The organism is Spirillospora sp. CA-294931, from assembly GCF_050946795.1.
GTDB lineage: Bacteria > Actinomycetota > Actinomycetes > Streptosporangiales > Streptosporangiaceae > Spirillospora.
Genome location: NZ_CP192006.1, coordinates 8171082 through 8194121, shown reverse-complemented (window position 1 = coordinate 8194121; position 23040 = coordinate 8171082). Strand labels below are relative to the sequence as shown.

General features: G+C 72.1%; 27 protein-coding genes. 12 read left to right on the top strand and 15 right to left on the bottom strand.

What is annotated here, in order from left to right; all coding sequences use genetic code 11:
- The first annotated feature begins 107 nt into the window (after window positions 1–107).
- Together ACQPY4_RS37010 and ACQPY4_RS37005 are read left to right on the top strand one after the other, a co-directional pair.
- Entirely contained in the window at window positions 108–602 is a 495-nt protein-coding gene (locus tag ACQPY4_RS37010) for a hypothetical protein (RefSeq protein ID WP_433329199.1), read from the top strand.
- Window positions 599–961: a hypothetical protein gene (locus ACQPY4_RS37005; protein ID WP_433329197.1), complete on the top strand. Its 363-nt coding sequence runs from the start codon at window positions 599–601 to the stop codon at window positions 959–961. Before ACQPY4_RS37010 ends, ACQPY4_RS37005 begins: the two co-directional genes overlap by 4 nt.
- A 48-nt stretch (window positions 962–1009) precedes the next feature.
- On the opposite strand, the gene ACQPY4_RS37000 is transcribed toward ACQPY4_RS37005, so the two are convergent.
- Entirely contained in the window at window positions 1010–2539 is a 1530-nt protein-coding gene (locus tag ACQPY4_RS37000; protein ID WP_433329195.1) for an alkaline phosphatase D family protein, read from the bottom strand.
- Between the two features lie 253 nt (window positions 2540–2792).
- Between ACQPY4_RS37000 and ACQPY4_RS36995 the strand changes: the two genes are divergently transcribed.
- Window positions 2793–3206 (top strand): cysteine dioxygenase, encoded by a 414-nt coding sequence (locus tag ACQPY4_RS36995; RefSeq protein WP_433329193.1) that lies wholly within the window; start codon window positions 2793–2795, stop codon window positions 3204–3206.
- A gap of 50 nt (window positions 3207–3256) precedes the next feature.
- Here ACQPY4_RS36995 and ACQPY4_RS36990 read toward each other — a convergent pair whose 3' ends face one another.
- The 4 genes from ACQPY4_RS36990 to ACQPY4_RS36975 form a co-directional block, all read right to left on the bottom strand.
- On the bottom strand, window positions 3257–4561 hold the full coding sequence (locus tag ACQPY4_RS36990; protein ID WP_433329191.1) for a dicarboxylate/amino acid:cation symporter: 1305 nt from the start codon (window positions 4559–4561) through the stop codon (window positions 3257–3259).
- Window positions 4562–4654: 93 nt separating this feature from the next.
- Window positions 4655–4717, bottom strand: a complete 63-nt coding sequence (locus ACQPY4_RS36985) for a putative leader peptide (protein ID WP_433339168.1) — start codon at window positions 4715–4717, stop codon at window positions 4655–4657.
- Window positions 4718–4804: 87 nt separating this feature from the next.
- On the bottom strand, window positions 4805–5014 hold the full coding sequence (locus ACQPY4_RS36980) for a hypothetical protein (RefSeq protein ID WP_433329189.1): 210 nt from the start codon (window positions 5012–5014) through the stop codon (window positions 4805–4807).
- Window positions 5007–6248, bottom strand: coding sequence for a PspC domain-containing protein (locus tag ACQPY4_RS36975; protein WP_433329187.1), 1242 nt, complete (start codon window positions 6246–6248; stop codon window positions 5007–5009). Before ACQPY4_RS36975 ends, ACQPY4_RS36980 begins: the two co-directional genes overlap by 8 nt.
- Window positions 6249–6377: 129 nt before the next feature.
- Between ACQPY4_RS36975 and ACQPY4_RS36970 the strand changes: the two genes are divergently transcribed.
- Both ACQPY4_RS36970 and ACQPY4_RS36965 read left to right on the top strand, forming a co-directional pair.
- A complete protein-coding gene (locus tag ACQPY4_RS36970) occupies window positions 6378–7532 on the top strand; it encodes an ATP-binding protein (protein WP_433329185.1) in 1155 nt (384 codons plus the stop codon).
- Complete coding sequence (locus tag ACQPY4_RS36965) at window positions 7529–8167, top strand: LuxR C-terminal-related transcriptional regulator (protein ID WP_433329183.1); 639 nt, start codon at window positions 7529–7531, stop codon at window positions 8165–8167. Before ACQPY4_RS36970 ends, ACQPY4_RS36965 begins: the two co-directional genes overlap by 4 nt.
- A 5-nt stretch (window positions 8168–8172) precedes the next feature.
- On the opposite strand, the gene ACQPY4_RS36960 is transcribed toward ACQPY4_RS36965, so the two are convergent.
- Window positions 8173–8535, bottom strand: coding sequence for a winged helix-turn-helix transcriptional regulator (locus tag ACQPY4_RS36960; protein ID WP_433329181.1), 363 nt, complete (start codon window positions 8533–8535; stop codon window positions 8173–8175).
- Window positions 8536–8634: 99 nt separating this feature from the next.
- Between ACQPY4_RS36960 and ACQPY4_RS36955 the strand changes: the two genes are divergently transcribed.
- Entirely contained in the window at window positions 8635–9267 is a 633-nt protein-coding gene (locus ACQPY4_RS36955; protein WP_433329179.1) for an NAD(P)-dependent oxidoreductase, read from the top strand.
- Between the two features lie 41 nt (window positions 9268–9308).
- Here ACQPY4_RS36955 and ACQPY4_RS36950 read toward each other — a convergent pair whose 3' ends face one another.
- The 3 genes from ACQPY4_RS36950 to ACQPY4_RS36940 all read right to left on the bottom strand — a co-directional run bounded on the left by ACQPY4_RS36950 (window position 9309) and on the right by ACQPY4_RS36940 (window position 11578).
- Window positions 9309–9767 (bottom strand): SRPBCC family protein, encoded by a 459-nt coding sequence (locus ACQPY4_RS36950; protein ID WP_433329177.1) that lies wholly within the window; start codon window positions 9765–9767, stop codon window positions 9309–9311.
- A gap of 104 nt (window positions 9768–9871) precedes the next feature.
- Window positions 9872–10822 (bottom strand): nucleoside hydrolase, encoded by a 951-nt coding sequence (locus ACQPY4_RS36945; RefSeq protein WP_433329175.1) that lies wholly within the window; start codon window positions 10820–10822, stop codon window positions 9872–9874.
- A 12-nt stretch (window positions 10823–10834) separates the two neighbouring features.
- A complete protein-coding gene (locus ACQPY4_RS36940; RefSeq protein ID WP_433329173.1) occupies window positions 10835–11578 on the bottom strand; it encodes a PIG-L deacetylase family protein in 744 nt (247 codons plus the stop codon).
- A gap of 84 nt (window positions 11579–11662) precedes the next feature.
- On the opposite strand from ACQPY4_RS36940, the gene dhaK reads away from it, so the two are divergent.
- Genes dhaK through ACQPY4_RS36925 form a run of 3 tightly spaced genes read left to right on the top strand, consistent with a single transcriptional unit; the run spans window position 11663 to window position 13652 of the window.
- Window positions 11663–12658 carry a dihydroxyacetone kinase subunit DhaK gene (dhaK, locus tag ACQPY4_RS36935; protein WP_433329167.1) on the top strand — a complete coding sequence of 332 codons (996 nt, stop codon included), beginning with the start codon at window positions 11663–11665 and terminating at the stop codon, window positions 12656–12658.
- Window positions 12655–13269 (top strand): dihydroxyacetone kinase subunit DhaL, encoded by a 615-nt coding sequence (gene dhaL / locus ACQPY4_RS36930; protein ID WP_433329165.1) that lies wholly within the window; start codon window positions 12655–12657, stop codon window positions 13267–13269. Before dhaK ends, dhaL begins: the two co-directional genes overlap by 4 nt.
- A 2-nt stretch (window positions 13270–13271) precedes the next feature.
- The gene (locus ACQPY4_RS36925; protein ID WP_433329163.1) at window positions 13272–13652 is read left to right on the top strand and encodes a PTS-dependent dihydroxyacetone kinase phosphotransferase subunit DhaM; all 381 of its coding nucleotides are present in this window, start codon (window positions 13272–13274) and stop codon (window positions 13650–13652) included.
- 7 nt (window positions 13653–13659) lie between these two features.
- Here the strand turns inward: ACQPY4_RS36925 and ACQPY4_RS36920 are convergent, their stop codons facing one another.
- Window positions 13660–13920, bottom strand: coding sequence for a protealysin inhibitor emfourin (locus ACQPY4_RS36920; protein ID WP_433329161.1), 261 nt, complete (start codon window positions 13918–13920; stop codon window positions 13660–13662).
- A 62-nt stretch (window positions 13921–13982) separates the two neighbouring features.
- Window positions 13983–15473: a hypothetical protein gene (locus tag ACQPY4_RS36915; protein WP_433329159.1), complete on the bottom strand. Its 1491-nt coding sequence runs from the start codon at window positions 15471–15473 to the stop codon at window positions 13983–13985.
- A 298-nt stretch (window positions 15474–15771) separates the two neighbouring features.
- Here ACQPY4_RS36915 and pcrA point away from each other — a divergent pair, with 298 nt between their 5' ends.
- Complete coding sequence (gene pcrA, locus ACQPY4_RS36910; RefSeq protein WP_433329157.1) at window positions 15772–18030, top strand: DNA helicase PcrA; 2259 nt, start codon at window positions 15772–15774, stop codon at window positions 18028–18030.
- Between the two features lie 40 nt (window positions 18031–18070).
- On the opposite strand, the gene lepB is transcribed toward pcrA, so the two are convergent.
- Together lepB and ACQPY4_RS36900 are read right to left on the bottom strand one after the other, a co-directional pair.
- Entirely contained in the window at window positions 18071–18865 is a 795-nt protein-coding gene (gene lepB, locus ACQPY4_RS36905; protein ID WP_433329155.1) for a signal peptidase I, read from the bottom strand.
- Between the two features lie 31 nt (window positions 18866–18896).
- Window positions 18897–19778: a LysR family transcriptional regulator gene (locus ACQPY4_RS36900; protein WP_433329153.1), complete on the bottom strand. Its 882-nt coding sequence runs from the start codon at window positions 19776–19778 to the stop codon at window positions 18897–18899.
- 72 nt (window positions 19779–19850) lie between these two features.
- Here ACQPY4_RS36900 and ACQPY4_RS36895 point away from each other — a divergent pair, with 72 nt between their 5' ends.
- Window positions 19851–20453, top strand: a complete 603-nt coding sequence (locus tag ACQPY4_RS36895; RefSeq protein ID WP_433329151.1) for a short chain dehydrogenase — start codon at window positions 19851–19853, stop codon at window positions 20451–20453.
- On the opposite strand, the gene ACQPY4_RS36890 is transcribed toward ACQPY4_RS36895, so the two are convergent.
- Entirely contained in the window at window positions 20438–21028 is a 591-nt protein-coding gene (locus ACQPY4_RS36890) for a TetR/AcrR family transcriptional regulator (protein ID WP_433329149.1), read from the bottom strand. The two genes, ACQPY4_RS36895 and ACQPY4_RS36890, sit on opposite strands and share 16 nt — an antisense overlap.
- A 74-nt stretch (window positions 21029–21102) precedes the next feature.
- Here ACQPY4_RS36890 and ACQPY4_RS36885 point away from each other — a divergent pair, with 74 nt between their 5' ends.
- The gene (locus ACQPY4_RS36885; RefSeq protein ID WP_433329147.1) at window positions 21103–21633 is read left to right on the top strand and encodes a GNAT family N-acetyltransferase; all 531 of its coding nucleotides are present in this window, start codon (window positions 21103–21105) and stop codon (window positions 21631–21633) included.
- Window positions 21634–21639: 6 nt separating this feature from the next.
- Here the strand turns inward: ACQPY4_RS36885 and ACQPY4_RS36880 are convergent, their stop codons facing one another.
- A complete protein-coding gene (locus tag ACQPY4_RS36880) occupies window positions 21640–22875 on the bottom strand; it encodes a Tm-1-like ATP-binding domain-containing protein (protein WP_433329145.1) in 1236 nt (411 codons plus the stop codon).
- Window positions 22876–23040 lie beyond the last annotated feature (165 nt).

Here is a 23040-nt window from a genome sequence, read left to right as displayed (position 1 = left end):
GCTGGCTTTTGTCGGCTTTGGTTTGATTTCGCGTGATCATTCCCCCATGATCGTCCGCATGGCCTTCCCCTAGAGGGAACAACCCCGCCGACCAAAGGACCAATCGCATGCCCAAGCGCGCCATCATCGTCGCGATGCTCTGCGCCGCCGCACTCGGCCTGTCCAGCACGACCGTCAGCGCGGCCCCCGCCGCCCCGGCCGGTTCCGTCCAGCCGGAGCCGTCCGAGCAGGCGAGCGTGGACGCCCTCGCCCGCCAGCTGGAGGCGCTCGCCGCGGTGCCCGACGAGGTCTTCGCCCAAGGAGACGCAGCCGTCCAGCAGTACCTGGACGATCACCCGCCCATCGAGCCGCGCGGCTTCTGGCAGGTGACCAAGTGCGTCGGCGCCATCCTGGTCGCCGTCGGCTCGGCGGCGTTCCCCGCCGCCAAGCTGCTGAAGATCAAGGCCCTGATCAAGGCCAAGGGCGCGAAGAAGGTCGCCGAGGGGATCATCTCCTGGGCCAAGGGCAACAAGGACAAGGCCGTCGAGCAGGCCGGCGCCGGCATCGCCTCCATCGGCGGCGAGCTCCTCGGCATCAGCGGCATCAGGGACAACTGCGGATGATCGCGCTCTCCGGAAAGCTGGTCTGGGTCTCGCCCAAGGACCAGGAGAAGGCGCTCGCCCTCTACAACGACGCCAAATACGACAAGGCGCTGCGCTTCCTGGGCCGCAACACCCTGCTGTCCAGCGACACCGCGCCCGCCACCCTGGCCGTGCTCGTCCGCGACGGCCGCCTCCCCGAAACGGCGGACGAGGCCCTGGCGAACCTCGCCGCCGAGGCCCCGCAGCTCCACGCCGAGCTGTCCGGGCTGCTGCGCGACGGTCACAAGGACCGCGCCACCCGGCGCCTCCAGGAGGCCACCAGCCTCAACTGGTGGGCCGCCTGGGCGTTGGTCGACGACCTGGCCGACAAGCTGGCCTGAACCGAACGCGAATGCCCCGCCTTCCCCGGGAGGCGGGGCATTCGCGCGTCAGAGGGCCGGGGTCAGCGGCTTGGTGTAGAGGGCCTTGCCGTCGATGTCGCGCAGGGTGACGGTCAGGCGGTGGGACGCCGCGTCGATCTCCACCTGGCCGAAGAACTGGTAGCCGCCCGCCGGGGAGGTGTTGGGGGCGGGCGCGCCGACGCCGAAGGGACGCTCGGGGCCGAAGGTCGACTCCAGGGGGCTCAGCGCGAAGGCCCCCGCGTTGAGGGGACCCGAGACGAACTCCCAGAACGGGTCGAAGTCCTTGAAGGCGGCCTTGGCCGGGTCGTAGTAGTGCGCGGCCGTCGAGTGGACGTCGGCCGTCAGCCAGACCATGTTGCGGACCTTCTGCTTCTTGGCGAACGACAGCAGGTCGGCGATCTCGCGCTCGCGGCCCAGCGGCGCGCCGTTGTCGCCCTGGGCGATGCCCTCGAACGCGGTGCCGTCCGGGACGATCAGCCCGATGGGCAGGTCGGCGGCCATCACCTTCCAGGTCGCCTTGGAGCGGCGCAGCTCGCGCTTGAGCCAGGCGAGCTGCTCGGCGCCCAGGACGCCGTCCTTGTGCGTCGGGCTGTTGTTGGCGCCGTTGGCGTCCTTGTAGGTGCGCATGTCCAGGACGAAGACGTCCAGCAGCGGCCCGTAGGAGAGCTTGCGGTACACGCGGCCGTTGCGCGGGTCCTTGGCCGCGATCGGGTTGTACTCGAACATCGCCTGGCGGGCGCGGGCGGCCAGCACGTCGACGCGCTTCTCGGTGTACTGCGGGAGTTCGAGGATCTCGCCGGGGTACCAGTTGTTCACCACCTCGTGGTCGTCCCACTGGTAGATCAGCGGCACCTTGGCGTTGAACGCGCGCAGGTTGGCGTCGTGCAGGTTGTAGCGGAACTGGCCGCGGTACTCGGCCAGCGTCTCGGCGACCTTGGTCTTCTCGGGCGTGACCAGGTTGCGCCAGACGCGGCCGTCGGGCAGCTTCACCGTCTCGCTGAGCGGGCCGTCGGCGTAGATGAAGTCGCCGCTGCACAGGAAGAAGTGCGGGTCGAGCGCGCCCATCGCCTTGAAGATGCGGTAGCCGCCGAACTCCTGGTTGATGCCCCAGCCCTGGCCCGCCAGGTCGCCCGACCAGACGAACGAGATGTCCTGGGCCGTGCGGGGCGCGGTGCGCAGGACGCCCGCCTCACCCTCGGAGAGCGTCTTGTGGCCTTCGAGCGTCACCCGGTAGTGGATCTCCTCACCGGCGGGGAGCCCGCGCAGGAACGTCTTGCCCGTGAGGTCGCTGTTCGGCGAGAGCCACGGCCCGCGCACCCGGTGGGCGCCCTTGAAGTCCGGACGGCGGCTCAGCTCGACCAGCATGCGGGCGGGGCTGTCGGAACGGGCCCAGACGACCGCCTCGTGCGCGGTGACGTCGCCGCTCTGGATGCCGTGCGTCAGCTTGGGGCGTCCCGAGCGGACCAGGGCCGCCGCGGCCGGTCCGCCGTTGACCAGGCCGAGGGCGGCGCCGCCTCCCACCGCCAGGCCGCCGCGCAGAACACTTCGCCTGTCCATTGATGACTCCCTTCACCGGAAACTCGCGCGTATGCTCTCGCGGCTCCGTGTCGGTGTCATGAACGTCCTCGATCGGCCGGTGTCCGACTTGACAACGCAGTGTGACTGAGTGTCTCCTAGACTCCATGTCGGCGCGAGAGTTCTCCTCCACCCCGGCGGCCCAGGGCCGCGTGGGTTGTGCGCCCTGTCCCTCGTGTTGTTGTCGCTGATCGTTCGATCCGGCCTCTGTCACAACACTCGAAGGACTCTTTCTGTGAACCTCGACATGGTTCCCGACCTCGCCATGCGCGGCCAGGACGACCCCCACGGACGTCCGGTGGCTCCGCGTCCCCCGACGGTGGGGCAGCTCGCCTCGCGCGTCCGGCGGTTGGTGACGCGTCCCGGTGACTGGTGGCATCTGGTCACGTTCGGTGACGAGCCCGTGCGCGTCCCGCTGGACGAGGGGGTCTGGCTCATGGTCTGGCCCCCGGGGCACCGGTCGGGCGTCGAGGGCCCCGAGGTCAGCGCGGTCGTCGCGGGCGAGCTCGCCGAGGTCACCATCGACGGCGACGGCGTGACCGAGCGGCCCCTGCGCGGCAGCCGCGTCCAGGTGCGCGGCGGCGCCACCGCCCGCGAGCTGGTCAACCTCGGTCCCGCCTACGCGGTGACCCTGCACGCCTCCGCCTAGAGACAACGAGAAACGCCCCGGGGTCTTCCGGGCGTTTCGTCGTTTCCGTGTCAGGCGGGGACGGGCTCTGGATCGGGCTTGCGCGCGGGCTCCGGACCGGTCAGGTCGGCCGGGGTGTCGTTGAAGACGTCGTCGTCCAGCAGGTCCTCCGAGCGGGCGACCAGCACCGGGACGGTGAGCTGCCCGGCCACGTTCAGCGCCGTCCTGGCCATGTCGATCACCTTGTCGATGGCGATCAGGTAGCCGACGGCCTCCAGCGGCAGGCCCACGGTGGTGAGGGTGAGCGTCAGCGCGACCAGGGCCGGGCCGGGGGTGCCGCCGGTGCCGAGCTGGCCGATCACCGCGGCCAGGGCGATCAGGGCGTAGTCGCTCAGGCCCAGGTCGATGTTCATGTACTGGGCGACGAAGACCGCCGCGACCGCCGGGTAGATCGCGCCGCAGCCGTCGAACTTGATCGTGGCGCACAGCGGCTGGGCGAAGCTGGCGTAGTCGCGGCTGACGCCGTTGCGCTCGATGGAGACGCGCTGCGCAATCGGGAGCGTGGCCAGGGACGACGACGACACGAACGCGAACTGCAGCGCGGGCCAGGTGTTGCGGAAGAACTGCAACGGCGAGACACGGCCGAACACCCGCAGCAGCACCGGGTAGACCACCAGCAGCACGATCGCGACGGCCAGGTAGATGGCCCCGGTGAACTTGGCCAGCGGCTGGAGCGAGGACGGCCCGTAGGTGGCCACCACCGAGGCGATGAGGAAGAACGAGCCGATCGGGGTGAGCAGGACGACCCACCACACGACCTTCTGGATGGCCAGGTAGAGGTCGTCGATCAGGGAGGTGAGGCGCTCGCCGCGCTCGCCGATCGCGACCAGGGCCGCACCGAAGATCACCGCGAACGTGACCACGCCGAGCACGTTGCCCTCGGCCATCGCCTTGATGATGTTGGACGGGAAGAGGTTCTCCAGGATCTGCGTCCAGGTGACCTCCTCGGTCTCGGCCGACTCGGTGGCCAGCTTGCCCAGGCCCTCGCCGGGCTGGACCAGCAGCGCCACCGCGAGGCCGACGGCCGTGGCGAGCGCCGAGGTGATCACGAACCAGCCGAGGGTCTTGCCGGTGAGCCGGGCCACGCCGCCGACGCCGCGCAACCGGCCGACGCTCACCACGATCGCGGTGAACACCAGCGGGACGACGACCACCTTGAGCAGGCTGGTGTAGACGCCGCCGAACGGGTCGAGCCAGTCCTCGGCGATCTTCTCGCCGTCACCGAGATTGTTGATCAGGGCGCCGGCGACCACGCCGAGCACCAGGGCGAGCACGATCTGCTGCCAGAACTGCCATTTCCAGACGCGCAAGGACACGAGAGGTTCTCCGGGGATTCACAGAGCACCCGCGCACGCCGAAGAGGGCGCGCGACGGGTGGGAACAGGGAAAAGAGGGTCAGCGAGGTGTGCTCAGGCGTGACACAGCACGCTGGCGAGGCGGCACAGATCAACGTGCAGCCTGGCGACGAGCATGACGCTCTTCTCGGTGAACCTCACGCCTATAGTCAACCGCAATGGGGGGAAATGTAGTTCCTTGGTGGACTGTGTCCCTCATCACCCTCAACGGAGGTTTCGACGCCGTCCCCGGGTGAGCACGCGGATGATGCCGATCACGCCGAGCCCGGCCAGCAGGACGGGACCGAGGATCTCCGGTCCGGCCACCGGATCGCCCGACAGCACACCGGTCAGGAAGACCACGGCGACGCCCAGGAAAAAGAGCCCGGTCAGCGGGCCACCCGGGTCGAAGCGGCGGCGGGGTCGCTCAGCCACGGATCACGTCCACCTCTCCGACCTTGGCCCGGACGCGCAGCGCGATCACGGGCGGATTCTTCACCGAAGTGTTCACCGGCTCCAGGACCTCCACGGTCTCGGCTCCAGGGCCCCCGTAAGTGCGGCCGTCCACCTTCATGTCGCCGAGCCCGATCCGCGCGTCCAGCTCGACCCGCGCCGTCGGCGGGACGGTGATCTTCATGCCGCCCACCATGACCTCGGCGTTGACGCTGACCCGCTGCCCGGGGGCCAGCGGGAGCGCGGTCAGGTCGAGCCGTCCCGAGCCCACCGCGAGCTTGTGGTCCTGCTGGGCACGGGTCACGTCGGTCGGACGCCAGACGACCTCCCCGTAGCGGGCGTTCCTCGGGAGCTCGCCCGCCACCGACGAGGTGAGCAGCGCGAACGTCAGCACCGTCCCGGCGGTGGCAAGGCCCCGGGCGCGGAACCAGCCGCCCGCCAGCAGCCCGGCGCCGACCACGGCCAGCGCGGAGGCCAGGACGATCGCCGAGCCGTCCGCCGCGGGGTGGGCGCGCGCGACCGGGATCATGGCGGCGCCGACGGCCAGGGCGGCCAGCAGCGTGATCGGCGTGAGCGCGGAGCGTCCCTGGACCGCGACGGCGGCGGGCTCGGGCCGCGGCGCCGGGGGAGCGGGCGCCGCGCGATCCGAGCTGAACGCGGCCAGGTCGACCATGCCCTCGCGGAGCCCGCCTCCCGTCTCGGCCGCCTGGGGCGGCGCGGGCGGCGGCGAGAACACCCACCCGCCCGGCGGGTGACCCTTCAGCCGCTCCGGAACGGACCGCGCGATGGCGTCGAGGCCCACCCCGCGCGCGTGGGCCACCAGCAGGGCCAACCCGAACACCGTGAGCGCGACGACCGTGTCGCCGGTCATCCCGCCGAGCGTCGAGACCAGCACGGAGGCGCCGAGCAGCGCGCCGAGGATGGTCAGCACCGCCGGGGCGTCGAACCAGCGCCGCACCACGTTCTCGGCGACGGACGCGTTCGCGGGGCTCGACGGCATGAGCAGCGCCGCCGCGATGTAGAGCAGGATGCCCTGCCCGGACGCCAGGACGAGCACGGCGAACCCGATCCGGAACACCACCGGGTCGATGCCGGTCGCCCGTCCCAGCCCCGTGCAGACACCGGCCAGCACCCGGCCCTCGTGTTCGCGGGCCAGTCTCGGGTAGTCGTCGTCCGCCGCCGGTGCTGCGCTGATCGCACTGTGGTCCTCGGCCATGGTCCTATGGTGGCGCTCCGTCCCCCGGCGCGGTATCGGGGGCGTCCCTGATCCGACCCTGAGGAAAACCTCGCGCGATCAGGGCACCGCCCTGATGTGCCGGGCGTCCGCGCGTGTGACGATCGTCCTGTGAGCGAGGCCATGAACACAGCGCGCCTGGAGCGGCGCCCGGACGGACGGCTCGCCGCGGGGGTGTGCCGCGGCCTGGCCGCCCATCTCGGCGTCGACGTCTTCGCGATCAGGTGCGCGTTCGTGCTGGTCACGCTGGCCGGGGGGCTGGGAGTCGCCGCGTACGTGGCGTTCTGGGTGCTGGTTCCGGCGCCGCAGGAGCCTCCGGCGCGTCGGGTGCGGCGCGACTGGGGCCAGCTGCTGGCCTACGGGGCCGTCACCGCCGGGCTGTCGTCGCTGAGCTGGGGCGCCGGGATGCTCCAGGTGGCGCTGTGGCCGTTCATCGCGGGCGGCGTCGGCGCGGCGATCCTGTGGCAGCAGGCCGACCGCGACCAGCGGCAGCGGTGGGTGGTCCCGCTGCGCCAGGTCTGGCTGCGCAGCCTGCTCGGCCTGCTGCTGGTGGTCGGGGGCATCGGCGGCTTCGTGGCGCAGCGGGTGAACGTCGGCGAGGCCCGTTCGGTCATCATCACCACGCTGATCATCCTGACCGGGCTCGCGCTGATCGCCACGCCCTGGGTGGTGCGGCTCTGGCAGGACCTCGAGGCCGAGCGCCACGAGCGCATCCGCTCGCAGGAACGCGCGGAGCTGGCCGCCCACGTCCATGACTCGGTGCTCCACACCCTGACCCTCATCCAGCGGAACGCGGGCGACCCGCGCGAGGTGCAGCGGCTGGCCCGCTCGCAGGAGCGCACCCTGCGCAGCTGGCTCTACCAGCCGCGCGCCGACCCCGACCAGACCTTCGCCGCCGCGATCCGCGAGCTGGCGGGCGAGGTCGAGGACGACCACGGCGTGCCGATCGAGGTGGTCTGCGTCGGCGACACCGAGCTGGACGACCCGCTGTCGGCCACCATCCAGGCGGCCCGCGAGGCGATGGTCAACGCCGCCAAGTACGCCGAGGCGCCCTCGGTGTCGGTGTACGCCGAGGTCGCGGGCGACGATGTGGAGATCTTCATCCGCGATCGGGGCAAGGGTTTCGACCTGGATGCCATCCCGGATGACCGGATGGGCGTCCGTGGGTCCATCATCGGACGTATGGAGCGCAACGGCGGCAGAGCCACGGTCCGCACCGCCCCCGGCGAGGGCACCGAGGTCCGTTTGGAGATCAAGAAGTCATGAGCGCGAAAAAGCGGGTCGTCCTCGTCGACGACCACCAGATGTTCCGGACCGGGGTGAAGGCCGAGCTGGGCGACGGGGTCGAGATCGTCGGCGAGGCCGGGGACGTCGACGAGGCGGTGGCGGTGATCAAGCAGGCCACGCCCGACGTGGTGCTGCTGGACGTCCATCTGCCGGGCGGCGGCGGCATCGAGGTGCTGCGACGGCTCCAGGGGGTCGTGCAGTCGCGGTTCCTGGCGCTGTCGGTGTCGGACGCCGCCGAGGACGTGATCGGCGTGGTGCGGGGCGGCGCCCGCGGCTATGTGACCAAGACGATCTCGGGGCCCGAGCTGACCGGCGCGATCGGGCGGGTGGCCGAGGGCGACGCGGTCTTCTCCCCGAGGCTGGCGGGGTTCGTCCTGGACGCGTTCGCCGCGTCGGACGCGCCCGCCGTCGACTCCGAGCTCGACCAGCTCACCCAGCGCGAGCGCGAGGTGCTGCGACTGATCGCGCGCGGCTACGCCTACAAGGAGATCGCCAAGGAGCTGTTCATCTCGGTCAAGACGGTCGAGACCCACATGAGCAGCGTGCTGCGCAAGCTCCAGCTGTCCAACCGCCACGAGCTGGCCCGCTGGGCGGCGGCCCGCCGGATCGTCTAGCCGCCCTAGCCGGGGGACGACTCGCGGGCGTCCAGGAGCTCGTCCCAGTGCTCCTCGGCCCAGGCGCAGGCGGCGGCCATGGGTTCGAGCATGCTGCGTCCCAGCGGGGTCAGCTCGTACTCGACGCTGGGCGGCGGCCCCTTGCGGGCCGTGCGCTTGACCAGGCCGTCGCGTTCGAGCCCCCGCAGTGAGCTGGTGAGCACCTTGCCGGTGATCCCGCGCAGCGGCACCCGCAGCTCGGAGAAGCGGCGGGGGCCGCCCTCAAGACAGCGGATGATCATCGCGGCCCATTTGTCGCCGAACCGGATCGGCGAGAGCGACGACGGGCACAGCTCGTCGAACATGTCCGGGGCCAGCGCTTCCCTCATGCGGGAACGATATCCGGTATCCGGGTGGATACCACCCACCCGGATACCGTCCGGCCGACGGCGGGACACCGGGTCCCGCCGGTGGCGAGAGGGGTGCCCATGGGCAAGATCGTGATCTTCGGTGCCGGGGGACGGGCCGGACGCCGCGCGGCGCTGGAGGCGCTGCGCAGGGGCCACGAGGTGACCGCCGTCGTGCGCGACCCCGCCGGGCACACGGCGCTGCGCGCCGAGGGGCTGACGCTCGTCGCGGGCGACGTCGCCGACGCCCGTGCCGTCGCGGCGCTCGCGGCCGGGCACGACGCGGGCATCTCCGCGGCCGTCGACCTGACCGTGGCGCCGCATGACTTCTTCACCACCGCGACGCGCGCGCTTGGCGAAGGGTTCGTGAAGGCGGGCGTGAGCCGCCTGCTGGTGGTCGGCCTGGCGTCCGTCACGCCGGGCGCGTCCGGCGCGCTCCTGATGGACGAGCCCGGTTACCCGCAGGAGTACCGCGCGTTCTACCTCGGCCACGCGGCCGGTCTCGACGAGCTGCGCGCCACCGGCCTGGACTGGCTCTACGTCGCCCCGGCCGGGGACTTCGACCACGACGGCCCCCGCACCGGCCGGTACCGCGTGGCCGAGCACGGCGATCCCGCGTCCCGGATCTCCTACGACGACTTCGCGATCGCCCTGCTCGACGAGATCGACGAGCCCGCCCGCCACCGCGCCCTGGTCGTGGTGAGAGAGGCGTGATGACCCCCGGGCGAGGATTCGCCGTCGCCCGGCAGCGCGGCTCACAGGGCGTTGGGCAGGCGGGCGGGGCAGCCCGGCTCGCAGTGCTCGGCGTGCCGGGCGACGCGGTGGGCGAAGGAGTTCAGCATCCGCTGGAAGAAGACGCGCAGCAGCGGCCCGGTGCCGGGGATCAGCGGGTCGAACCGCGCGTGCCAGCGGACCAGGGACGAGGTGCCCTGGTCTTCGAAGTCGACCACGGCCCGGTAGTCGCGCACCGGCAGCCCCGACAGCGCGACGTAGGCGTAGTGGCCGGGCGGGTCGTACTCCACGACCTTCTCGCGGGCCGGGGGAATCTTCCGGATCGCGCCTACCCCGTTGGGGCTCTGCTCGCCCTCGCTCACGCGCCGCGCTCGGGTGGGGAACGACCCCCACTCGTTCCAGGCCTCCGCCACCGCGAGGTGTTTGAACAGGACTTCGGCCTTGGCGACGGAGGTCGCGGTGGCCTCGATCTCATACGGCATGGCGGTCTCCCCGGGAGCTTGATCGATCGCACCGTAGCCAGGCCGTGACGCAGAGGACAAGGTGATCGGCCACCTGTGGGCACTCTTGACCCGAACGTACCGATCTACAGGGACACGACTGACGCGAGCAGGCGGTTCTGGAACCCGGCGACATCGCCTCCGACGGCCACCCGGACCGGACGGCGGTGGTCGTCGGCGGGCAGCGACCTGGCGTCCCAGACCGTGGCGCCCCGGGTCAGCTCGCCGCGCAGCTCCACCCGGACGGGACGTTCGACGTACTCCGCCAGCCCCGGCTCCATGATCAGCATCGCGGCCAGCGCGTCGTGCACGACCGCGCCGCGGCGCTTGAGCGTCGGGGTGTAGGCGTCCACGTAGAACTCCAGGACGCGGGTGGCGAACCGGGCGGCGTCGGAGTCGTGCCCGGCCAGCTCGTCCAGCCAGGCGTCGCCCACGGCCGTCGGGTGGGTGGCGTCCAGCGGCACCAGGACGACCGGCCAGTCGGCGGCGAACACCAGGTCGGCGGCCTCGGGGTCGTGCCAGATGTTGGCCTCGGCGTGGGTGGTGATGTTGCCGGGGTGGTCGAACGCGCCGCCCATGACGATCACCTCGCGCAGCAGCGCGGGCAGTTCGGGGTCGAGCAGCAGCGCCGCGCCGAGGTTGGTGAGCGGCCCTGTCGCCAGCAGCGTCAACTCTCCCGGGTGGGCGCGCGCCAGCCGGACGAGCTGTGCGGCGGCGGGCTCGCCGGTCGGCGCGCCCCGCGGCGCGGGCAGGTTCGTCTCGCCGAGGCCGTCGCGGCCGTGCCAGTCGACGGCGTAGTGGACGTCCTGCGCCATCGGCCGTCCGGCCCCCGCCGCCACCGGGACGCCGACGCCGCCGATGCCGGCCAGCTCCAGGACGCGCAGGGTGTTGAGGGCGCCGCTGTGCGGGTCGACATTCCCGTGGACCGTTCCCACGGCGACCAGCTCCGCCTCGCCCGAGCGGACGAGGGAAGCCAGGTAGAGCAGCATGAGCGCGTCGTCGATGCCGGTGTCGCAGTCCAGCAGGATCTTGGCCATGCCGCGATGATCTCAGGCGGTGCCGATCACGTGGAAGGCCTCGGCGAGACGTCCCTCGGGAAGTTCCGCGCGGGAGGCGTTGAAGCCCAGCCAGCCGCGCATCATCTTCTCCAGCTCGTCGCCCATGTGCGCGGTCTGGCTCGCGTGCGCCTTCAGGGCCGCCAGCTTGCGGTCGAAGTGCTCGGTGACGTCGACGTAGTGGTTGGCGGTCGGGCCGCCGCTGAACCAGACCTCGCGGACCGTCCAGGCGGCCAGGCCCTCGTCGGCCAGCAGTTCGGGGAAGGCGTACGGGTTGCGCGCGTCGGGGTAGACGGCGTCGAGCGCGGCCGAGCCCACCGCCCTGTGGTCGGGATGGCTGGGATGGATCCGCTCGTAGTTGCGCTCCGGGCTGCTGGTCACCAGCACGTCCGGCCTGACCTGGCGGATCACCCGGGCCAGGTCGCGGCGCAGGTCGAGCGTCGCCTCGACCCTCCCGTCCGGGTAGCCGAGGAACCGCACGTCGTCGACGCCCGCGCACTTGGCGGCGGCGCGCTGCTCCTCCCGGCGCAGCGGCGCGATGTCGGCCCGGTCGACGGCGTCGTCGAAGCCGCCCGCGTCGCCGTCGGTCACCATGAGGTAGACGACCTCGACGCCGCGGTCGGTCCACCCGGCCACGGTGCCCGCCGAGGAGAAGTCGACATCGTCGGGATGGGCCATCACGGCCAGGACCTTGCGCACTTCTGAGTCGTCCAGAACTTTCGCCACGATCTCCACCATAAGCGGCCCGGAGCCGATCGGTTCCGCACGGCACCGGTCCGGATGCTCTTGGCGGGGTTCGGATTGCGGGGTAGGTGTGGATACATGCGCAAACTCATCAACGCCCCGTCGGACGTGGTCGGCGACGCGTTGCGCGGCCTGGCCGCCGCCCACCCGTCGCTGCGGGTCGACCACGAGTCCCGGACGGTCACCCGCGCGGACGCGCCGCGTCCCGGCAAGGTGGGCCTGGTGTCCGGCGGCGGATCGGGGCACGAACCGCTGCACGCGGGCTTCGTCGGGCACGGGATGCTCGACGCGGCCGCGCCCGGCGAGGTGTTCACCTCGCCCGTCCCCGACCAGATCCTCGCCGCGACCATGGCGGTGAACGGCGGCGCGGGCGTCCTGCACGTCGTCAAGAACTACACCGGCGACGTGCTGAACTTCCAGATGGCCGCCGAGCTGGCCGAGGACGAGGGCATCGAGGTCGCCTCGGTCGTGGTCGCCGACGACGTGGCCGTCGAGGACAGCACGTTCACCGCGGGCCGCCGGGGCACCGGCGCCACCCTGTTCGTCGAGAAGATCGCCGGGGCGCTGGCCGAGGAGGGCGCCGGGCTCGACGCCGTGGCCGCCGTCGCGCGCGAGGTCGGCCAGCGGTCGCGCTCGTTCGGCGTGGCGCTGTCGCCGTGCACCGTCCCGGCGGCCGGGCGGCCCACCTTCGAGCTCGGCGAGGACGAGATCGAGCTCGGCATCGGCATCCACGGCGAGCCCGGACGGGAACGCGCCAAGGCCGCGACGGCCACCGCCATCGTGGACGCCGCCCTCACCGCCATCGACGCCGACATGCCGCTGGCCGGGTCGGAGCTGCTGGTCCTGGTGAACGGCATGGGCGGCACCCCGCTGATCGAGCAGTACGTGGCCTACGCGGCGGCCGCCGACTGGCTCGACGGCCACGGCGCCTCGGTGTCGCGGCGGCTGGTCGGCGGCTTCGTGACGAGCCTGGAGATGGCGGGCTGCATGATCTCGGTGTGCCGCCTCACGCCGGAGCTGGCGCGCCTGTGGGACGCCCCGGTCGAGACCCCGGCGCTGCGGTGGGGCCGATGAACGCCGACGCCTGGATCCGCCGCGCCGCGGCGCTGGTCACCACCGACGCCGAGCGCCTGACCCGCCTGGACGCCGCGATCGGGGACGGCGACCACGGGCTCAACCTCGAACGCGGGTTCTCCGCCGCCGTCGCCGCGCTGCCCGGCGACGTCCCGCCGGGCAAGGTCCTGCTCGCGGCCGGGCGGGCCATCGTGTCCAAGACCGGCGGCGCGTCCGGCCCCCTTTACGGGACGGCCCTGCGCCGTGCCGGGAAGTCCCTGGGCGACGCCCCGGAGATCGGCGCGGCGAACCTGGGCGCGGCACTGCGCGCGGCCCTCGACGGCGTCCGCGAGCTGGGCAAGGCCGAGGAGGGCGACAAGACGATGGTCGACGCGCTGGCGCCCGCCGTCGCCGCCTACGAGCGGACCCTGGAGGGCGGTGGCGACCTGGCCTCCTGTGCCCGCGCCGCCGCCGAGGCCGCCGCCCAGGGCGCCGACGCGACCGTCCCGCTCACCGCCCGCAAGGGACGCGCCAGCTACCTGGGCGAGCGCAGCGCCGGGCACATGGACCCCGGCGCGGCCTCCACCGCGCTGATCGTCCGGGCCCTGTCCGACGTCGCCTCGGGGGAGTGAGCGTGGTCGGGATCGTGGTGATCGCGCACAGCGCGGTGCTGGCCGAAGGCGTCGCCGAGGTCGCCCGGGTCATGGGCATGGGCGAGGCCGCGGTCGAGCCCGCGGGCGGCGACGCCGACGGCGGCCTCGGCACCAGCCTCGAGCGGGTCGAGCGCGCCGCACGCGCCGCCGACCGGGGCGACGGGGTCGTGCTGCTGGCCGACATCGGCAGCTCGGTCATGACGGCCAAGCTGTTCGTCGAGGACGCCGAGGGCCCGGTCGCCTTCGCCGACGCGCCCCTGGTCGAGGGCGCCGTCGCGGCGGCGTCCATGGCCGCGACGGGGGCGGACCTCGCCGCGGTCGCGGCCGCCGCCGAGGCCGCCCACGACTTCCGCAAGGCCTAGGGGCGGGTCAGCGGAGCAGGTCGCTGAGCGGGGCGGCGGCGGGGTCGCCCCGCACCTCGTAGACCCGGTCGCCGTCCACCGTGACGCGGTAGGCGGGCAGGTCGGCGCCGATCTCGTCCGCGCCGTCCCGGGCCCGGCCCGACGCCACCGCGTCCACCGCCTCCCGGACGCGCCGCGCCTCGTCCGGGGCCAGGTCGCCGGTGTCGTAGCTGCCCACCGTCACCGCGCGCCCCGCGATGCCGCCGATGCTCTCGATCTTCACGCGCATGTCTGTTCGCCTCCCCGGTCGTCATGCCCGCGAACGGGCACGACGACCGGGTTCGCGGCCCCTTACTTGTCGAAGGCCCGGCGGAGCTCGTCGATCTCGTGCCGGAGGATGTCGTCGTTGCCCAGCTCGCCGCGCTTCTCCAGCTTCCGCGCGTCGACGACCTGGTACTCGGGCATCTGCATGGTGCCGCAGCACCGCGAGCGGTCCTGCTCGGCGCGCAGGCTGGCCGAGTGCTCGTCGGCCGCCTCCAGCTCGGTGACGTCCTGCCCGTCCCCGGTGTAGTCGGCGTCGGTCATGTTCATCTGCCCGCTCATCAGGTCGCGCAGCGGGGTCGCGGCCAGCGTGATCTCGCGGACGGCGAAGCGGTTGCGGATGAAGGTCCGGTAGATCGCCGGGTCGCCGCGTCCCGCCGAGATCTGGAGCATCTTGTTGGCCACGTCGACGTACTTGGCGCCGACCGCGGGCGCGGCGACGATCGCGTCGAAGACCAGCTTGCACAGCGCGTGCGCGACCTCGATCAGCACGACCGCCGGGTCCTTGGTGCGCCGCTGCCTGGCCATCTCGAACACGTGGACGTCGGCGAGGATGTCGTAGACCGCGCCGGTGAACACCTGCGAGATCGCGTGCACCTGGTTGCTGACCTCGCTGAGCTTCAGGTCGTTGTCGGCGTTGCGCAGGCCGAACGGGAGCCCGAGCGCCTTGCCGAACTCCTCGGCCACCGCGGGCAGGAACGACTTGTCGTGCAGGTTGGCCTTGGTGAGCGCCACCAGGGCCTCGGCCTGGTCCGGCTGGGCCAGCGCCAGGAAGATGGCCGTGATGTCGCCGAACGACTCGTGCAGGCCGCCGGTCTGCGGGTTGTTGCCCGCGCCCAGCCAGCCGGGCTTGAGCCCGTCCAGGATCGCGTGCCCGGTCTCGTGCGCGACGATGTCGAACGAGCGGCAGGTGAACACGACGTTGGCCGGCGGCTGGCCCTGCGGCACGAAGTGCAGGAAGCTCAGCGCCTTGCCGGTGCGGCTGTAGAACGCGTTGGCGCCGACGCCCGCGCGCGGGTTCACCGTCAGCCGGTCGGTGTTGCCGCCGACGTTCCAGGCGAACGGGATCGGGTTGCCGCCGTTGTGGCGCTCGTACATCGACAGGGCCTGCCGCACGACCGCGAAGGTGTGGGCGCAGTCGAACTGCGGCGAGTTCGCCGTGAAGACGAAGTCGCCGCCGGCATTGCGCGCGACCGGGGTGACGCCCGCGAGGCTGGTGGTCAGGCGCGCGTCGGCCGGGCCGTTGAGCACCACCGTCGGGACGTAGGTCAGCCGGACGCCGAGCTGGGTGACGGTCGGGTCCTGCTTGTAGATCAGGAACCGGTGGCCCGCGACCGGCGGGACCGGGATCGGCACCGCGCGCGGCGCGGCCTGGAGCGAGGACGCGGCGGCGCTCTCGATGCGGAGACTCGGGACGAGCTGACCCATGCGGCCCTCGCCGACCGCGAGCCCCGAGTCCGTGCGGCCCCGCTCGTCTTGCTGCTGCTGGAGTTGCCGGAGGTCTTCCTGGTGGATCGTCATCGACTCCACCTTCCGTCACTGGGCGTGGGCCTCTGCTGGCCCTACGCGGCTGCGGGCGGGCGCCAAGGGGCGCCTGAACGACGAAGAGTCGCCCAGGTGGGGATGGGTTCCTTGTGGCTCGGGGGCCCTTGGAAGGCGCCGCCCTGCGTGGCTTACGCTCCGCCCGTCAGGGAAGCGCGTCAACCCGGTAAGCGGGGCACTGTCGGGCTTTGTCCGCATCCGGACGGTGACCATGGGCCGTGCCGTCCATGCCGGAGCGGAGCGATTTCGTCGGTGCCTGGCCGTAGACTCGCACGTGATGTCGAAGACCGAAGAGAACCCCTTGCTCGATGGCCTCAACCCGCAGCAGCGCGCCGCCGTCGTGCACTCCGGGGGCCCCCTGCTGATCGTCGCTGGCGCCGGCTCGGGCAAGACCCGCGTGCTCACGCACCGCATCGCCCATCTGCTCGGCGAGCGCGACGTCCACCCGGGCCAGATCCTGGCGATCACGTTCACCAACAAGGCCGCCGCGGAGATGAAGGAGCGGGTCGACGCGCTGGTCGGCAACCGCTCGCGGGCCATGTGGGTGATGACGTTCCACTCGGCGTGCGTGCGCATCCTGCGCCGCGAGGCCAAGCGGCTGGGCTTCCCGTCGAGCTTCTCGATCTACGACCAGGCCGACGCGCAGCGCCTGATGGCGCTGGTCTGCCGCGAGCTCGACCTCGACCCCAAGCGCTACCCGCCCAAGTCGTTCAGCGCCCAGGTCTCCAACCTGAAGAACGAGCTGATCGACTACGAGACGTTCAAGGCGCGCGCGTCGTCCCACCTGGAGCAGACGCTGGCCGAGGCGTACGAGATGTACCAGGCCCGGCTCATGCAGGCCGGCGCGATGGACTTCGACGACCTCATCATGCTGACGGTCAACCTGCTCCAGGTCTTCCCCGAGGCCGCCGAGCACTACCGGCGCCGCTTCAGGCACGTCATGGTCGACGAGTACCAGGACACCAACCACGCCCAGTACGAACTCGTCCGCGAACTGACCGCGCCCGTGGAGGGCGTCGGCGCCGCCGAGCTGTGCGTGGTCGGCGACGCCGACCAGTCGATCTACGCGTTCCGGGGCGCGACGATCCGCAACATCCTGGAGTTCGAGCGCGACTACCCCGACGCCACCACGATCCTGCTGGAGCAGAACTACCGCTCCACCCAGACGATCCTTTCGGCGGCCAACGCGGTCATCGAGCGCAACGCCGACCGCAAGCCCAAGAAGCTCTGGTCCGACCAGGGCGAGGGCCACAAGATCGCCGGCTTCGTGGCCGACAACGAGCACTACGAGGCCTCGTTCGTCGCCGCCACCGTCGACAAGCTCACCGACGCGGGCGACGCCCGTCCCGGCGACGTCGCGGTCTTCTACCGCACCAACGCGCAGTCGCGCGTGTTCGAAGAGGTCTTCATCCGGGTCGGGCTGCCCTACAAGGTCGTCGGCGGCGTCCGGTTCTACGAGCGCAAGGAGGTCCGCGACCTGCTCGCGTACCTGCGCGTCCTGGGCAACCCCGAAGACACCGTCTCGCTGCGCCGCATCCTCAACGTCCCCAAGCGCGGCATCGGCGACCGTGCCGAGGCGTGCGTCGAGGCGTACGCGTCCCGCGAGCGCATCAGCTTCTGGCAGGCCCTGCGCACCCCCGAAGACGTCCCCGGCATGGCCACCCGGTCCATCAACGCCGTCCGCGAATTCGTCGCCCTGCTCGACGAGCTCGGCGCCGCGGTCGAGACCGCGACCCCCGCCGAGCTGGTCGAGCAGATCCTGGTCAAGAGCGGCTACCTGGCCGAGCTCCAGGCGTCCAAGGACCCGCAGGACGAGACCCGCGTCGAGAACCTCCGGGAGTTCGAGGCCGTCGCCCGCGAGTTCGAAGAGCGCCTGGAGGGCGAGCCGGCCCAGGGCCGCCTGGTCGAGTTCCTCGAACAGGTCGCGCTGGTCGCCGACGCCGACTCCATCCCCGGCGGCGCCAAGGGCAACCCCGTCCCGCCGGGCGAGCAGCCCGAGGAGACCGACCAGGGCGTGGTGACCCTGATGACCCTGCACACCGCCAAGGGTCTGGAATTCCCGGTCGTGTTCCTCACCGGCATGGAAGACGGCGTCTTCCCGCACCTGCGCGCCATGAGCAACCCCAAAGAACTCGAAGAGGAACGGCGCCTGGCCTACGTCGGCATCACCCGGGCCCGGCAGCGCCTGTTCCTCAGCCGCGCCACCATGCGCAGCGCCTGGGGCGGCGCCCCCCAGGTCAACCCGCAGTCCCGCTTCCTCGGCGAGATCCCCGACCGCCTGGTCGAGTGGGAGGGCGGATCGAGCTCCTCGGCCCGCCTCTCCCATGGAGCCACCCGCACACCGTCCCGCTCGTCCGGCCGGGCCCTGCCGTCCCTCTCCCCGGGCGACAAGGTCACCCACGACTCCTTCGGCCTGGGCACCGTCATCACGGTGAGCGCTCCCGACCCCGAGAAGGCGACCGTCAGCGTCGACTTCGGCGCCGACTACGGCGTCCGCCAGCTGGTCCTCCGCTACGCCGCCCTGGAAAAGCTCTAACCCCCGCCAAGGCGCCACCTGGAATCGGGTGGCCGGGCGTTCACTCGTCCTTGCCGCGGCGGCGGGGCCAGAAGGGCAGGAGGGCCAGGGCCGCGAGGCCGGGCTGGTCGAAGGTTTCGGGGACGGGGAGGCCGGTCCAGTGGCCGAAGGGCCAGATGACGGCGAAGGCCCGGCCGATCACGGCGTCCTCGGGGATGGTGCCGTCGCCCTCGGCCTGGTGGGCGCGCGAGTCGCTGGAGCTGCCCCGGTTGTCGCCCATGACCCACAGGCGTCCCTTGGGGACGGTGATGTCGAACTCGCTCTCGGACGGTTCGCTGCCCGGCGCGAGGTAGGCGTCCTCCTTCAGCGGCCTGCCGTTGACGGTGACCGGGGCGCCCTTGCCCGCGCATCGGACGCGGTCTCCGCCGACGCCGATGACGCGCTTGATGTAGTCCTTCTCGCCGGGCGCGACGCCGAACCAGCCGCCGACGGCGCGCAGCGCGCGGGAGACGGGGTTGGACGGCTCGTCGTAGGTCACTTCGGGGTTCCACGAGTCGGGGCCCTTGAAGACCACGACCTCGCCCCGGCGGACGTCGCGCGTCCGGTAGACGACCTTGTTGACCAGCAGCCGGTCGCCCACCCGGAGCGTGTCCTGCATCGACTCCGAGGGGATGTAGAACGCCTGGACGACGAACACCTTGATGAGCAGGGCCAGCACGATGGAGAGCCCGAGAAGTACCGGGAGTTCCTTCCAGAACGGCCTGCGTTTGCGGGTTCGCCGCCGCCGCCACCCGGCCGCGTGCCGCGGTCCGTCGTGGTCGTCTTCAGGGGAGGTTCCCTGACGCTCGGTGTCCATGAATTCCCTTCGCCCCGGCGATCCCACCAATTTAACTTCGGGCGAGAGCGGCCAGTGCCGCGGCGATCGACGGATGCCGTTCCGAACCGGCCCGGATCACCGCTTCGACGGTGCGCTTCTTGCCGGGGAGGGGGATGAGCGCGACGCCTTCGGGCGGCGCGGTCGCCAGGAGCCCGGGCAGGATCGTCACGGCCAGGCCGGTGGCCACCAGGGCGAGGGACGAGCGCAGGTCGCCGTAGTCGTGTTCGATCTTGGGCGCGAATCCGGCGCCGTGGCAGGCGTGCGTCATGACGTCGCGGCAGGCGCTCGGGGCGGGGGTGGAGATCCACGGTTCGCGCCGGAGCGCGGTCAGGCCCTCGTCCTCGGCGGCATCGCGGAGGCGTTCGGGGACGGCCAGCAGGAGCGGGTCGTCGAACAGGGGCTCGGTGGTCAGGCCCTCGGGCAAGGGGGTGCCCAGGTGCGGGTAGCGGTAGTGCAGCGCGAGGTCGAGGTCGCGCCGTTTGAGGAGCGGGAGGGCCTCCTCGGGCTCGGCCTCGACGATCTGCGGCCGGAGCCGGGGATGCCGTCCGGTCAGGGCGGCCACGAGCGGGGCGGCCACCGGGGCCAGGCCGCTGGGGAAGCAGCCGACGCGCAGCTCGCCGCCGACCTCGTCGTCCAGCGCCCGGACGGTGCTGTGGGCGCGCTCCAGGGCGGCGAGCACCTCCTCGCTGCCCGCGACCAGGGCGTGGCCCGCGGCGGTGAGCCGGACGTTGCGCCCGTCGCGGTGCAGGAGGGTCGCGGCGGCCTCGGTCTCCAGGGCGCGCAGCTGCTGGGACACCGCCGACGGCGTGACCCGGTGGATCTCCGCCACCGCCGTGACCGTGCCGTATTCGGCCAGGTCGCGCAGCAGGACGAGCCGCTTCACATCGAGCATTAGACCAACTTAATACATTGTGAAGATTAGGTAGCTGGACTTCAGCAACGGGAATCGGTGATGCTCCGGTCCATGAGGATTCTGCTGATCGGAGCGACCGGCACGCTCGGCCGCGCCGTGCACTCCATGCTGGACGGGCGCGGCCACGACATCGTCACCGCCGCCCGCAAGGACGCCGACCTCGCGGTCGACATCACCGATCCCGGCTCCATCCGGGCGATGTACGAGCGGGTGGGCTCGGTCGACGCGGTCGCCAACGCCGCCGGCTGGGTGCCCTGGAAGCCGTTCGGCGAGCTGGGCCACGAGGACGTCCTGGCCGGGCTGCGGGGCAAGGCGCTCAGCCAGGTCGACCTCGTCCGCGAGGGCCTGGCCCACGTCGCGCCGGGAGGCTCGTTCACGCTGGTCACCGGCGTGCTGGCCCGCGACCAGCTGTTCACCGGGACGGTCGCCGCGCTCGCCAACGGCGCCGTCGAGGCGTTCGTCCGCGCCGCCGCGATCGAGCTGCCGGACCACCGGCGGATCAACGTGGTCAGCCCGACGGTGTTCACCGAGTCGATGGACGCCTACGGGGACCTCTTCGTCGGCTGGAAGCCCGTCCCGGTGGCCGAGGCCGCCCGCGCCTACCTGCGCTCGGTCGAGGGCCGCCACACCGGACGGGTCTACGTGGTCGAGTAGGAGCGCAGGAAGCCGTCCAGGAGGGCGGCCTGGCGTTCCGGCGGGAAATGCGCCGGGTCGAACAGGGCCTGGACGACCAGCCCGTGCGTGAACGAGGCGACCGTGGCGACGGCGTCGTCCACGTCGGTGGACGGCGGGAGCTCGCCCCGGTCGCGGGCGTCGGCCAGGTGCGGCCGCAGGCGCTCGCGCCAGGCCTCGTACCTGCGGGCCTCGCGGGCGCCGAGCGCGGCGTCGCTCAGCGAGCGGTTCCAGGAGCCCACCCAGATGCGGTTCATGGCCGCAGATTCGGCGTCGAGCGGCAGGACGTCCAGCAGCGCCGCCCGCAGCGCCGCCATCCCGGGCGCGGGGGCGGTGCGGCGCTCGCGGTCGAGCGTCCGCTGGTCCGCCAGGTCGAGCGCGTAGGTGACCAGGGCGTCCTTGTTCGGGAAGTAGTGCGTGAGCAGGCCCGTCGAGGCGCCCATCTCCGACGCCACCGCGCGCAGCGTCAGCCCGGCGAAGCCGCGCTCGGCCAGGACGCGCCAGACGGCCTCGGACACGTCACGGCGCCGGGCGTCGTGGTCTCCACGTGCGGGCATCGGTGTTCCCTTCGATGCGGATGATGCCGCTAGAGTACGTAACAAACGTTCGGTACGCACGCAGGAGGACCCCCATGTTCGCTCACCCGCTCGCCGACGACGCCGAGCTGCGCCCCCTGGAGCCGTGGCAGGCCGAGGAGTTCGCCGCGCACGTCGACCGGGTCAGGGACGATGTCCTGCCGTGGATCGGCTGGGCCGGCGTGGTCGTCGACGTCGAGACCGCGCGCGAGTTCCTCCAGCGGTACGCCGACCGCCAGGCGGCCGACGACGGCCGTATCTACGGCATCTGGGTCGGGGGCAGGCTGGAGGGCGGCGCGCTGTTCCGCTTCTTCGAGCCCAAGCTCGGCAGCTGCGAGGTCGGGGTCTGGCTCTCCCGGGACGCCCGGGGGCGCGGCCTGATCACCCGCGCCGTCCAGCACATGGCCGCGTGGGCCATGGACGTGCGCGGCATGAACCGCGTGTGCTGGAGCTGCGACCCCGAGAACGCCGCCAGCATCGCCGCCGCCAAGCGGCTGGGCATGACCCACGAGGGCACGCTCCGCAAGGCCTTCCTCATGGACGGCGCCCCACGCGACGTCCAGGTCTGGGCCCTGGTCCGCGACTGACGCCGGTCAGGAGGCGGCCCGGACGATCGCGGCGCCGGTCACGAGGTCGTGCAGGCCGTCGGCCATGGTGCGGCCGAAGACCGGGTCGTTGGCGTGGGTGTCGAGCTCGTGCACCCGCACGGCCGAGCCCGCCAGGCCGTCGCGCACGGCGGTGAACAGCGCGCTGTCGGCCGACGGGTCGTGGTAGGGCCCACCGGGTGCTCCGAGGGTCGACAGGCCGCGCAGCGGCAGATAGACGGCCGTCGGGCCCGTCGCGGCGCGGAGCTTGGCGGCGACCTGCCGTCCCAGGACGGCGCATTCGGCGGGCGTGGTGCGCACCACGGTCACCGACGGGTTGTGGACATGGACCTGGCGGTGCCTGAGCCGCTCGGGCACGTCCGGGCCGAACTTGGCCATGTCGAGGCCGCCGACGCTCACGACCTGGGGAATCCCGGCGCGGCCCGCCGCCTCCAGCCGGTCGGGCCCCGCCCCGCCGACACCGCCGAGCAGGGCGGTCGACAGTTCGAGCAACGTGGCGTCCAGGACGGCGGTGAGCGTGGTCCCGGCCATCGCCTCCAGCGACCGTCCGCCCGAGCCGCTGGCGTGGAAGACCAGCACCTCGTAGCCGAGGATGCCGAGCAGCTCCCTGGCGGCGTCCACACCCGGGGTGGTGACCCCGGCCATCGTGGCGCCGATGATCGGTCGGTCGCCCCCGGGAGCGGTCCGGCGGGCGGCGTGCCCGGCGGCCATCCCGGCGATCGCATCGGCGGCGTTGGCCAGGACGGGCGAGGAGATCCGGTTGATGCCCGCGATGTCGACCACGCTGTACATCAGGGTCAGATCGGCTCCGCCGATGTAGGGCGACACGTCGCCCGAGGCCATGCTGGAGACCATCAGCTTGGGCACCCCGACCGGGAGCGCGCGCATCGCGCTGGTGGAGATCGCCGAGTTCCCGCTGCCGCCCACCGAGAGCACGCCGTGCAGGCGTCCCTCCTGGTAGAGGCGGCCGACGACCTCGGCGGCGCCGCGCGCCATCGTCGTCACCGCGACGCCCCGGTCGTTGTGGGCGCGCAGCGTGGTCAGGTCGGTTCCGGCGGCCCGCGCGACCTCCTCGCGCGGGACGTCGGGCCGCACCCGGGGAGCGTCGAGCGTTCCAGTGTCGACCAGGACGACGTCCACCCCCCGGGCTTCGAGGCGATCGCGCAACCATCCGTACTCGAGGCCCTTGGTGTCCAGCGTCCCAATAAGCACCACAACAGGCATATATGTACTGTTTGCGGGCGTGCACGGGTGAACAAGTTTCGGTGCGGCCCCAGTTATCTGACGTCCGGGAGTTCCGGGCTAACCCGTTCAGAAGGTTCAAGGGCGTTCGGCCTGTCCCCGGCATGATCGCCGTCGGGTAGAGTCATGGTTGTTCTATTTTTACTC